Source organism: Paenibacillus sp. J31P190, from assembly GCF_059692075.1.
On sequence record NZ_JCAUAS010000030.1, the window covers coordinates 1 to 12,278 of the forward strand.

The window sequence follows — 12,278 nt, forward strand, 5'->3', positions numbered from 1 at the left end:
GAACCAACGGTTCTAAGCAACTTACTATCTGAACGATCTTGATTTTCAAGGTGATGAAATCCTGCGAATGAGTGAGTATACGTGAGATAAACCCTTAAAACCGAGGGACGGAGAACGTTTGTTTAATACACAGCAATGGGAGGCTGCCGGCACGACCGGCAGCCTTTCGCTCACCTAACGGGTAGGATAGTTTAATTAACTACACGAATTCATAAGATATAGGATACGAAATTAATGTGCAAAAAGGAAAGTAGGTGATCATTATTTTAGAAAGAATGTATGCAAGAAACTTTATGGATTCATTATTTTACCTTTTTATATTTATTAGATCCGATCCAATGAATCCTGTACTTTATAATCTTTTACATAAGTATCAATACTGGTTACATAACGACTTGGTAATTGATAATCGTTCCATAAATAAGTTAATAAATGAATTGAATTTAGTGGAAGACCACCAATATAAAGCAGCAATTATCTCTAAACTTAAGAAAGTCAGAATATTTAACAGGACTAAAAATATTGAAAGGATTTATCAAAGCATTAGACCGATCAAGTACATAATAGAAAGTTTAATAAATGTAATTAATCGGAAAGAGACAGAAAAGATAAGGATTATGGCAAGTTCAGTACATAACTACCCATCGTTCATTTTGGGTAATTATTACTGTAATTCAATTGATTTCTGGAATGAGCACATTAGCTACAAAGTAACTTTATGAACGAGTGGAAGCATTTATTTCAAGAATACTATCCGAAGCACGAGAAATGAGTATTAATCTATCGGAACATGAAAGCTCAATAAAGCACAGTGTAGGCAGCTGACATCAAGCAGCTGCCTCTTCCCCGCTAACGGGCAGGATAGTTACAAAAAAAGGAAAGTAATATTTGGTTGCGAATACTTAAATATCTGCAAATTTCATGTAATAGCAGATTGGCGAAACTCTCGTAAGTAAATATTAATTTGGGGGACGAATTCATGGAAGAATATATTTATCAAACAGTAAAGAATAGAATTCTCGGTTGGGATTCAGAGCTTGTTAACGAAATATATGTTTTATCATTCTATATTGATTTTGAAAATGATGATTATAGGAAACCCCGGTTAATTTTTGGATACAACACATCTAGTAACTACCTTAATAATATCTTGAAGGCATCAAGTGATCTAGAGGCTAGATGGAATTATGCATTCTGGTTACAAAATGAAGAAATAGTAATTGGCAATACATCTCTAAAGGATAATAGGGAAGAAGAATTGATGAGGGAGAATTGGGTATTAGAATCTCCGTGGTATTATACTGACAAAGAAGAAGAGGAAAATTTTGACCGAATACTTGAGTTAGGTGAAAGAATGAAAGATGATTTTTATAAAATTATAAAAAATGTAGTTAGAAGACTACACGCAAATGGTGTAATTGTAAGCAAGTTCAACAAAGAGATTCCTTTAATTATTCACGAATTAGAATATTACGATTTGATAGCTGAAATTAATAAAGAAATAAATCCAAATGAAAGCATAAAAGAGTTTAGTGATTGGATAGATTCGATGTGTTTTAAAGATTTTCTTGGTACTTCAAAGGAGTCACCTAACACCGTATTCACGCGACGGGCCTGAGGGCCCTTGGTCTGAAGAGGATTTTCGGCAAATTGGAATCTGCTGACACCCTGCACTGGCTAAGTTCGTCGGCCCCGGTGTAATGCACCTCAACCAATCGGAAATTAAGCTAACGGAGAACTATAGCACACTAATACAGGCTGCCGATAGGTAGCCTGCTCAAGTAAGGGCAGGATAGTTCCAAAATGTGTTAACATATGAGGAGAAGTATTAACATTTTAGGGGGATGTATTGAAATGAGCAATAAAGGAGATTTCATTGAATTTATGGTTAAATCAAATGTCCTCATATTCGGAGACTTTGTAGCTAAGAGCGGTAGAAATACACCATACATGATAAACACAGGGAACTTTCAAACTGCGAAGCAAATCGCTATTTTAGGCGAATACTATGCTGATTGTATACACTCAGGATTGGATAAATCAGTAAATGTTCTCTTCGGTCCTGCCTATAAGGGTATTCCTTTAACGGTAGCTGCCTCTACTGCTCTATATAATAAATACAATAGAGACATCTCGATAACTTTTAATCGAAAAGAGAAGAAAGATCATGGTGAAGGAGGACAAATCATTGGGTATATACCTCAAAATAACGATCGGATTGCAATCATTGAAGATGTGATAACCGCGGGCACAGCTGTAAGAGAAAGTATAAATTTACTAAACAACACTGCGGATGTAAAGATCACAAATTTAATAGTTTCAGTCGACCGATTAGAGAGAGGACTGAGCAATAAAACGACGATTCAGGAATTAAATGATGATTATGGTATTCAAACCAATGCCATTGTAACCATAGAGGATATCCTGAATTATCTGCACAATCGAGAAATTGATGGAAAGATTGTAATTGATGGGCTCATGAAAAATACAATAGAAGATCATCTCAACCTATATGGAGTTAGATAGCTTAGATTGTGTGTGCAATAACGAGGAACTATTGATCGATCACGATATGACGGCAGCCGGTCACACGATCAGCTGCCGTTGTGCGTTAAAGTAACGGGCAGGTTACTTCCAATATCTGTTATAATTGAGGTGAATATACTCTAGGGGGATTGGAGAGTGAAAAGATGCATGAGTTTAAGCCAGAAAATTTCAATTTTGGTTCTACAGGGTGAGTCATGGAGAACTTCTTATTCGTAGTCCCAAAAGTAACGGAAACCCAAAAAATATAGATATCTTGTTTATTGATATTAGATACATTGAATTACCACGTATTCTAGATGAAATTATGCTCGATGAAGCAACTAATGAAGAAATCCTTTATGTAAAAAACAAATTAGGTGAACCATTAAATGGTAGAAAGATAACCATAATTGTTTCAAGAGGCATTCGATATCTCATTGTAGCTTCATTTTTTAAAGTAAAAGAAAACGAGCTAGATCTGTTTGAATACCCATTTGAAAACCTAGGTCAATAGCTGAACTAACAGTGAAAGGTTAAATAAGAAGTGTAAAATATTGCATCTATCAAGAGGTGATTCCATGAAGGCTAATATATACCTAGATGATCTAAGGGACTGCCCCGAGGGCTTTGTTGTTGCAAGAACATTCGAAGAAGCAATACAATATTTTAGGATGTATACAGTAGAATTACTATCACTTGACCATGACTTAGGAGAAGATGAGAACGGAAAAGAAATGCGTAATGGCTATGATTTTGTTAAATACTTTTGTGAAAATGGTTTAAGGGCAAGCAAAATTTATCTACATACCGATAATCCTGTGGGACGAAAGAATATGTATGAAACATTATTAGCCGCACAACGCAGAGGGTTTATTGACGAGGATATTGAGATATACCATTATCCAATAACAGCAAACAAGTACTCTGGTGAATGATCATTTGTTCAACTAACGGCGAACGAGAGTTTAATGAAACATTGAGCAGCCGGAGAAAGGACAATGACATGAGTAACGTTATTCGGTTTATTAACGAAGCCAAGACGCTTTCAAACTGTGAAATTTATCCTGCGCTGGCTTTACCAAAACTTCGTTCTTCTCACATATTGCCATCCGATCTTGTAGAGTTTTATAAAGAGTGCGGTGGCATGCAGCTTTTCAATGATTCTGATTTTCCTTATCGTGTGATTCCACCAATAGAGATAAATTTGGCTAATTTAGAGATCCTTGGTGAAGAACTGGAGGATGACATCACCAAGGATTGGTACACTATCGTTGATTGTGGGAATGGTGATTTTATAACGATCGATTTACACCCTGAACGCCTTGGAAGGTGTTATGATAGTTTTCATGAAACGCATGGTTTAGTGGGAGAAACACCGATTATTGCGTTGTCATTCGCAGAATTGTTAGACCAGCTTTTTCAATTTAAAGGGAATCGAATTTTTTGGTTAGAAGACAATTTTATTGCTTTAGGAGACGCATACGATAAACAGTGAAGATCATCCGAGCTACCTATCATTGCGCTAACGGGAAACGATAGCTTAATTAAAGACAACGCGGCAGCCGGTCAGGACGATCAGCTGCCCTTTTCACGCTTACTGGCAGATTACGCTAATGATTATGGATCAAATTACAGTAAAAGGAATATCTATGGTAATCGCGAAGAGATATAAGACAATATTGCCTATTTAGGGAGCTTGAATAGAAATGAGAAAAATCCTCATTATCGGAAGTGTAGCTAGTGGTAAGACGACATTGGCTAAACGCTTATCACAGAATATTAGTGTGCCATGGTATGAACTTGACTCCATAGTCCATCATAAAACACCCACGGTACGATACAAACGTACGTCTGAAGAACAAATCGATGTAATAAAGGAGATAGATAAAAAAGGACCATGGATATTTGAAGGAACAGATAGAAATTCCTATCAATGTTTGTATCAAATGGCAGATACAATCATATTTCTTGATACGCCATTATGGAAGCGAAAAATTAGAATCCTAATACGATTTCTTAAGCAAAAACTTGGTATTGAAAAGTGCCACTATAAGCCAGACATTATGATGTTGAGGATGATGTACCAATGGACGAGGGATTTTGAACAAAGTATAAACAGGTTTGAAGCCAAGTTGAAGATATACAATCAGAAAGTCATCAGATTAAGGGACAATAGCAATCTGGATTTTACCTAAAGAAATATTGCTAAGCTAGCGAAGAACGATAGTGAAGTTACGGATGTAAATAATAATTGGGAGCAAATCGCATGCAAAACAATTGCAAACTGATTTTGGTAGAAGGGTTGTGTGGAACGGGTAAATCGACGTTAGCAGAACGATTGCATTGCTACCTGTTACAGCAAGGCATTTCCGCCCGTTTTTATGACGAGGGTGCAAAAGGACATCCTACGAGTTTGAATTGGCACGCTTTCTTTCGTGAAGACGAATATAAGGAACTTCTTATGCGGTACCCAGACACCGCTAATGAAATCAGATCATGGGCCATAAAAAATGGTAACAATTATCTGATTCCTTATCGTGAAGTCAAGGAATTCAAAGAGTTGGATGCGCTCTATTCAGAGCTGGAGTCCCGTGAGCTATGCTGGACTGATTCCCCCGTAGCCGAGCGGTCAGAGTTTACATATTCGATTCAGCGGCATTGGGCACGTTTCTCTGAGCTTGCCAGCACTTCAGAGGAGGTATATGTACTCGAAGCAGTGTTTTTTCAGCATCAAATTCATGACTTGTTGGGTCATTATCAAGCTGTTGATCACCATATCGAGCAGCATATTCAGGGAATCGCCGATCAGATTGCTGCTTTGCATCCTGTGGTGATTTATTTAACTCAGCCCAGTGTGCGGAAGCAGCAGGTTTGGATTTCTTCCATCCGTTCAAGACCCCACTTTGCGACGGAACAAAATATTGGGTTTATGGAAAACCGCAAGCGGATCGAATTGAAGCTGCTTGATATGCTGCCATTTCCAACCTATACAATTGAAAATGTAAACCTTGACTGGGATGAGGTCTTTAGTAATATGGTGGAGGGCATAGGTCGAAAAATCGAATAAAGTATGCGGTAGACTTTCACAACAATGGATTGTTAAGCTAACGAGGTTTAGTACAATTATCGAATATATGTATACTCGAAATTATACAAATAAGGGGATCGGCTCATGCAAGGGTATAACGTTCTTATGATATACAGTAAAGATATGGATCGGCTGCTAATGTGCAAACGATTAAAGAACCCCTATAAAGGTTTAACTAATTTGGTTGGCGGCAAAATCGAGAGTGGAGAAACGGGGATTGAAGCTGCTTACAGAGAACTATTTGAAGAAACCAGCATTTCAAAAGAAGATGTTAATCTGCATCATGTAATGGATTTTAAATACTATTTGCATCATTGCTACGTTGAAGTTTATGTCGGTAAATTGAAGCATGATGTCATGGTCTCTGGGGATGAAAATGAATTATATTGGTCTGATTTGGATCAAGATTTTTTCGACATGACCCTATTTGCAGGTGAAGGAAATATAGGACATATGATTGAACAAGTGAAGATGAGCAAAAGCTTATTTCTAAATGATTAAACACTTTCTGCTCAACTAACGGAAAACGATAGTTCAATCACGACATGACGGCAGCCGGCACACGATCGGCTGCCTTTGTCTGTTGAAGTAACGGGCAGATTTCTTCAACAGGTGAGCAGGATAGGGTGGTCAATTCGCGAATACTTCAAGTGCGGATAATTTATTTTAGTGAGGTAAATCATGGGCTATTATTATCGAGGTATTATTACTTCAATTGAGTCTTTAGATTGTATTAGAAATAGGTTTAGGAATCTCTACGCGATTCAATTATACAAAAACTTAATAACAATACCAATTACAGATGAACTTTACGATGAGATAAATATGAACCAAGGCACTTCCTTTAAGAACTATGAATATTTGACTGATTTAATCGGTATATTTTGCTTGGAAATTTCTAAAGTCAATAGAACTTCTTATATTGAGGCAGAATATTTTGGTGGAACAGGCACACAGAGCGGGATTGTGTGGGATTCAGAAGTCGTTATTTATGAGGAAACTTTAAGTGATAATGCAATTAATAAAACACTTGAGCATTTAGGAATTACAAAGACTGATGGAAAGGATGAATTCGATACTGTGAATCTAAGAAGACATCGATTCATAGATGATTGGATAAACAAAGAATATCATTTATAGATCCCCTCGAAGGTATATACCATCATAATTGACGCTCAGGTTCAGCCTTTGGTCATTAACCTAACTGGGAACTTTCATTAAACTAAATGGCAATGAATAAAGAAAAAGGGAGGCTATTTTAGTGTGGCGTATAGAACACGGAAAAAATTACAAAATCTTAGATCTAAATATTGTGGTGGAAGTGGAAACTACCTTGGGTTTTAGACTGCCAAGAAGCTATATAGAACTTTTGGAGGTTCAAAACGGTGGTGAGTTAGAGAATGGTTATATACACATTTTTAAAAAAACTGGCGTAAAGTCAGTTTACGTTGGCAGGTTTTATTCGATCGAACAATTATCTATAAACTTTCAGGAGCATTTGAGTATACTTGAAGAACAGTTGGCCTTTAGTGAACATAATAGTGATCTCTTTAAATCATATAAAATGATTTTGCCTATTAGTGTCGAGAATCATGGTTATGTTTGTCTGGATTATAGAAAATCAGCTAGCGAACCCACTGTTGTATATTTTTATGATGAGGATCTTGTAGACTACTACATCGCATCAAATTTTGATGACTTTCTGGAGAAATTATTGCCTACAGAACAAATATAGAAAATATGAAGAGTTCCGCTAACGGAAACTTTAGTTCAAGAATGTATGCCGAGGCTAATTGTTTTGAATAGTTAATAAAATTTTCCTGAAATAGCAAAACAACAGTATCTTAACTCTTGCATTTCCCCAAACACAAATCAACCGACACTTGCTTAACAAATTATTTTCCTCTGTTATACCTAGAACTATAAGCTTGTTCGGTACATAGAAATTAGAGTAGATAATTTTATACAAAGGAGATTTTTTATGAGACGATGGACGTTCTTTTTTATATCCTCTTTGCTGCTGTTGTATAGCGTGTTTATAGGCTTTTCGATTACAGCCGAAGCAGCGCGGGATACATCAATCTTGAAATTACCGAAAGAAATTTATTTAAGTGAAAAGCTAACGCCAATCTACGATGATCCTGAAGGCAGCAAACTGTACGACGCGACTCCACAGTTCGTGCGAGTGATCAATGCGGAGGTAAATTGGGATCAAAAGCTATTAGAGAATCAAAGAGATATTTGGTTCGAAATCGAGACGACGGATGGAAACCGTTGGGTAAATGTAGATCATCCACAGTTTGCAGATGCTTACTACAATGACGTGCTACTAACCGGAGAGGAGCAAGTGTACGAAGAACGTTTCGAAAAGGGTAAGAGACTAGGAGCTGTATCGGCTCAAACGGTTCGGGCGATTTATAGCGCAAATGGGGATTACCTCATTCAAACGTGGCTTGGCTACAATTGGATTCATCCCACCCATCCCGTATACGAGCATGCCCATGTTTATTATGGACCGGTTGGGATATCGATTTCCGTGACTACTCCGATGTTTACCTCGCCAGATGCAGGAGGGGTAGTTATGGGATGGTTATCTTCTCAGGATTTAGTAAGCACCCTACGTGTGAACGATGATTGGTACTACGTAGATTCATGGCAGGGACCGCGCTGGGTGAATATCAACATTGGTTATCCAAAGGATTTAAGAATAGAGGATAAAGAACTTAAACTAACTTTAAATACACTTGTTTACGAACATCCGAATAAAAAAGCAAAGGTACTTGCTACTTTATCTCCACAAACGGTCGATGTATATGAACGTGGAAGTGGCTGGCAGCACATTCATAGCCAGTGGTTGGGAGACGCATGGATTTATGCTGCCGACTCTGCGTTAGATCCAGAATTGTATGAACTTCCATCCCAAGTAGAAGTAAAGCAAATTTCTTCGAAATGGAGTGAACATACATATGATTTTGGAGCAGGGTGGCGAGGTTCTCCGTTTGCGACGGGAGTTAGTGCGGTAAGCAGCGTCATTAATTAACCTTTCGGTTTGATTGGTGCCGGAGATCCGATTGATATTTCATTCCAAGTTGCAAATGTAAGTGAGGATGATCTTACACTCGTTGAAAGCACATCTTTTGACATTCAGATTCTGCAAATGGATCGATCTGACCGGAATGCGCCGGGCACTCTCGTATGGTCCGGCAAGCTTCCCGTCTTAAACAAAACCTTTCCCAAGGTAGGAGACGAAATTTATAGTCAGGAGTTGTCGTTTAAATGGGATCAAAAAGACGTGAATGGTAAACAAGTTCCATTTGGAGATTACCAGGTAACCTTAAAGAAACCAACAATGATTCAGTATAAGAAAACAAATTCGGATGTTCTACTTGATCAAAAGGAAGAAGGTCATATGCGATCGCAGATGCAGCTCACTATCGCTGCTCCATAATCCTTTATCGATCATTTCCATCCAATTTCTCCAAAAACTCCGTCGAAAGGGTTAAATGTTATGAGTGCGCGCAATTGTGATTGTAGCTGGGACCATTACGGTCTGTGCGACTTCTGTGCTGAACAAAACGGAAGCTGCTCCAGGTATCGACTCCCTAATGGTGTTGAAGCATCTCAATGTTGTTACTCTAACGGAAACGATAGTTGAATAACACACATTAGATGAGCAGGCACTGCGGAGGCCTGCTCATTTTATTAAGCTAGCTGGCAGGGTAGCTTAATAACAAAGGAGAAATTGATTGATAACATCATAAAAGCGAGGACCCCGCGAATTATATCGCAGAGTCCTCTTATAGTGGGAAGCGGTTTATTTCAAAAATGCACTTCTAATGCTAAGTCTTACTCAAAAAGTATCGAAGCAGAAATCTCGATCTTTTTATCCTTCTTAGTGTTTTCATGGTGAATCAACAACCTTTCGAAAACTAAAATTGAATTCCGTTTTTCGCTGGTTTTTAATACCACTTCCCACTTATCGTATGTTTACACTTTTCCTAATATTTTGAATCAATAAGGGTAATATGGCTCTCAGAAATTGACTTGCTTGATTAAGCTAAAGTAAGAACGTTAGTCCAATAGTGGTAGCGACTTGTTCATAGGCAGTCGATTTTCATGTACAAAGAGGATCTGCTTTGGGTGACGAACTACAACCGCGGTTTTAGCATAGTTATACTCGCCAGGGTAGAAGTTAGAGAAGTTGGAAGGATGAACCCAAGGTGTAGCCTTAGTTTTTTTGCAGAAGGAGAGGTACTATAAAAAGATATGACTATAAATATTTACCAACAATCGTTACACTTAATCCATACATAAACTCGATTCTATGTGGAAAAGGTGTGATGTTATGTCTTATAGTAAAGCTATCATCGTGAGTATACAAAGCATGGTGTCAATTGCTCTTCCATTTGTGTTGTACCAGGTATATGATGATTATTTTCATGAGTACTATATTCATGGATTTCTTGAAGGTTTAGGTCCACTATTGGCTGCTATAGGGATGTTAATAATAAATTTAGCTATTCTAAATCCGCTACTGTATGTGCTTTGTAAAAAACACGTCGATAGTGTGTTATTTCTTCTACTACCTCCGATTTTTATTGGGATCTCTGCTTTCTGTCAGTTTGGAATCATGGTCGCACTAGATTAGATGAAGGACAAATACATGCAGTTTGGAACTAATCATCATATCAACTAAACTAACGGAAACTTTAGTTCAATAACATCAAGAGGAGGCTGTCGAAATTAACACGATCGGCGGCCTTCTCAGCTAAACGGGCAGTTATCTTATATTAAATATTGTTTGTATACAATCAGTTACTAGTGATATAAAATGGATTTAATTCCCAACCGAAATGAGGGATTCAAATGTCATGCTTCATATGTGAAAAGCATTCAGGTAATACTAATCAACCTCCTGGTGGGTACATTTACGAAGATGAATACTGGATGGTTTGCCATTTTCCTGCCCAGCAATCTATTTTAGGGCGGATAGTTTTAGAATCAAAGCGCCACTTCCTCGACTTTTCACAAATGACAGAAGAAGAAGCTTCTTCTTACGGAGTTTTGCTTAAAAAGCTGTACTCTGCAATCAAAGAGGTCACTGAAGCAGAACGGGTGTACTCACTAGTAACAATTGATGGTGTTCCTCATTTTCATGCACATTTTATTCCTCGAAAAAGCGATAGCTCAACAAAAGGCATAGATTTTATTAAACAAGATGGTACTTGTAGTGAAATAGATGCGATTAATTTGGCGTGGAAACTGAATCTTATTCTCAACTCAACTAAAAAGAACATTTAGACTGATGGTTAACCAATGAACTACTGAGGAACTTTAGTTGAGGAGCATGCTTCGTGGCAGGGCTCCTCTTTTGTTTATTAAAGTAACGGGCAGATTAGTTGAATACACAAAAGGAAATTAAAGGGAATAATAAGAGTTTAACGAATAGATAAGAGTGCATTGCATACTTCATCTAATGGGAGGTCAAAGATGGAAAAACCGATTATTGGTCAGATTGATTGTGTCTATCTACCTGTTATTAATCAAGAGGAAACGATTAAATGGTACCAAGATAAACTAGGAATTCATTGGACTGGTTTCAGTTTTAACCTCGGCAATGGACCAGAAATAATGCTGGTTACTGTTAATAATAAAGAAGATGTAAAAATGACGTATAAAACAGATCATTGGGAAGGAGAGAATTATGATATGCATTTGTTAACGTTTAAATCCGATAATATTGAAGATACATATAATCGTTTAATAGAAAAAGGAGTAAGCGTGTCGGAGATCAAACTATATGATGGGAATCGTAAAAATTTTAGGTTTTATGATCTGAATGGAAACCGATTTGATGTATGGTCCGGTTGGATTTAAATAGTCATTGCAATAATTCTATCTCGGGGATTGATATAACTGGAACCGACTACCGACTCATTGCATATTAACGAAGCCAAGCAGATATACCAGTCGATTGCAGTGAAATAACAAACAATGAAAATTGACATTCCTTATTACGCTAACTGGGAACGATAGTTGATCGCAGAAAAAAGCAGACCAAGACTGCATTGTTCCAGTTTTGGTCTGCTTTTTGTGATACTCCGACAAGAATAGATTAAATACATCTGAACAAAGTGTAGGGGTTTATCAAGGGGGAATCACAAGCTCGTTTTGATAACGCTAAAATGTTGGCGGGACCCAAAAAAAAGTAGTTTATGCTCCTAAACATTACCGAGTATATTTGCTAGGATCATCGTCAGGATAGTCATTCTTGGCTCCTTTAAATTTAGCATAGAAACTTATTGTTGTAATAATCGCTAGTACAATCATGCCGATTATTTTGTAATCCACGGCTTTACCTCCTTCCAGGCGGGCGGTTAATCAAAGTACGCTGGATTTCAATATGCTGTTAATAATATACATCAATTCCTAATAATTGGGTAGATTGTTCCGATGAACAAGCGGCGAATTCTATGCTTTCTAGAAGCGTCTATTTCCAAAAATAAATGCCCTTTAATAATTAACGGGAGAACGATACCACCTTGACGAACAGGACGCCGACAGTATTGGTAACCTATTGAACTATCGGGCAGCATAGTTGAAAAGATACCCTTTCTGTTATTAATATGACACAATGTGACATAGTTAAGGTCTATAATGGGTG

At 37.5% G+C, this 12,278-nt stretch carries 16 protein-coding genes; 15 read left to right on the forward strand and 1 reads right to left on the reverse strand.

Going from position 1 to position 12,278, the window contains the following annotated elements; translation table 11 throughout:
• Positions 1-979 precede the first annotated feature (979 nt).
• From AC58U0_RS32125 to AC58U0_RS32195, 15 genes are all read left to right on the forward strand, one after another.
• Positions 980-1,618 (forward strand): hypothetical protein, encoded by a 639-nt coding sequence (locus AC58U0_RS32125; protein WP_497382841.1) that lies wholly within the window; start codon positions 980-982, stop codon positions 1,616-1,618.
• 236 nt (positions 1,619-1,854) lie between these two features.
• Positions 1,855-2,526, forward strand: a complete 672-nt coding sequence (gene pyrE, locus AC58U0_RS32130; protein WP_497382842.1) for an orotate phosphoribosyltransferase — start codon at positions 1,855-1,857, stop codon at positions 2,524-2,526.
• Between the two features lie 208 nt (positions 2,527-2,734).
• Positions 2,735-3,040 (forward strand): hypothetical protein, encoded by a 306-nt coding sequence (locus AC58U0_RS32135; RefSeq protein ID WP_497382843.1) that lies wholly within the window; start codon positions 2,735-2,737, stop codon positions 3,038-3,040.
• Between the two features lie 64 nt (positions 3,041-3,104).
• Complete coding sequence (locus tag AC58U0_RS32140; RefSeq protein WP_497382844.1) at positions 3,105-3,461, forward strand: cyclic-phosphate processing receiver domain-containing protein; 357 nt, start codon at positions 3,105-3,107, stop codon at positions 3,459-3,461.
• A 68-nt stretch (positions 3,462-3,529) separates the two neighbouring features.
• Positions 3,530-4,021, forward strand: a complete 492-nt coding sequence (locus AC58U0_RS32145; RefSeq protein WP_497382845.1) for an SMI1/KNR4 family protein — start codon at positions 3,530-3,532, stop codon at positions 4,019-4,021.
• Between the two features lie 211 nt (positions 4,022-4,232).
• Complete coding sequence (locus tag AC58U0_RS32150) at positions 4,233-4,721, forward strand: EutP/PduV family microcompartment system protein (protein ID WP_497382846.1); 489 nt, start codon at positions 4,233-4,235, stop codon at positions 4,719-4,721.
• A 71-nt stretch (positions 4,722-4,792) separates the two neighbouring features.
• Entirely contained in the window at positions 4,793-5,593 is an 801-nt protein-coding gene (locus AC58U0_RS32155; protein ID WP_497382847.1) for a P-loop NTPase family protein, read from the forward strand.
• Positions 5,594-5,698: 105 nt separating this feature from the next.
• Positions 5,699-6,115: an NUDIX hydrolase gene (locus AC58U0_RS32160; RefSeq protein WP_497382848.1), complete on the forward strand. Its 417-nt coding sequence runs from the start codon at positions 5,699-5,701 to the stop codon at positions 6,113-6,115.
• 180 nt (positions 6,116-6,295) lie between these two features.
• On the forward strand, positions 6,296-6,754 hold the full coding sequence (locus AC58U0_RS32165) for a hypothetical protein (protein WP_497382849.1): 459 nt from the start codon (positions 6,296-6,298) through the stop codon (positions 6,752-6,754).
• Positions 6,755-6,875: 121 nt separating this feature from the next.
• Positions 6,876-7,349 carry an SMI1/KNR4 family protein gene (locus tag AC58U0_RS32170; protein ID WP_497382850.1) on the forward strand — a complete coding sequence of 158 codons (474 nt, stop codon included), beginning with the start codon at positions 6,876-6,878 and terminating at the stop codon, positions 7,347-7,349.
• 246 nt (positions 7,350-7,595) lie between these two features.
• The gene (locus tag AC58U0_RS32175; protein WP_497382851.1) at positions 7,596-8,654 is read left to right on the forward strand and encodes a hypothetical protein; all 1,059 of its coding nucleotides are present in this window, start codon (positions 7,596-7,598) and stop codon (positions 8,652-8,654) included.
• Between the two features lie 9 nt (positions 8,655-8,663).
• On the forward strand, positions 8,664-9,062 hold the full coding sequence (locus AC58U0_RS32180; RefSeq protein ID WP_497382852.1) for a T9SS type B sorting domain-containing protein: 399 nt from the start codon (positions 8,664-8,666) through the stop codon (positions 9,060-9,062).
• A 64-nt stretch (positions 9,063-9,126) separates the two neighbouring features.
• Positions 9,127-9,273 (forward strand): hypothetical protein, encoded by a 147-nt coding sequence (locus AC58U0_RS32185; protein ID WP_497382853.1) that lies wholly within the window; start codon positions 9,127-9,129, stop codon positions 9,271-9,273.
• 1,207 nt (positions 9,274-10,480) lie between these two features.
• Positions 10,481-10,915, forward strand: coding sequence for an HIT family protein (locus AC58U0_RS32190; protein ID WP_497382854.1), 435 nt, complete (start codon positions 10,481-10,483; stop codon positions 10,913-10,915).
• Positions 10,916-11,104: 189 nt separating this feature from the next.
• Positions 11,105-11,491: a VOC family protein gene (locus AC58U0_RS32195; RefSeq protein ID WP_497382855.1), complete on the forward strand. Its 387-nt coding sequence runs from the start codon at positions 11,105-11,107 to the stop codon at positions 11,489-11,491.
• A 351-nt stretch (positions 11,492-11,842) separates the two neighbouring features.
• On the opposite strand, the gene AC58U0_RS32200 is transcribed toward AC58U0_RS32195, so the two are convergent.
• Positions 11,843-11,965, reverse strand: a complete 123-nt coding sequence (locus tag AC58U0_RS32200) for a hypothetical protein (RefSeq protein ID WP_497382856.1) — start codon at positions 11,963-11,965, stop codon at positions 11,843-11,845.
• Between the last annotated feature and the right edge of the window lie 313 nt (positions 11,966-12,278).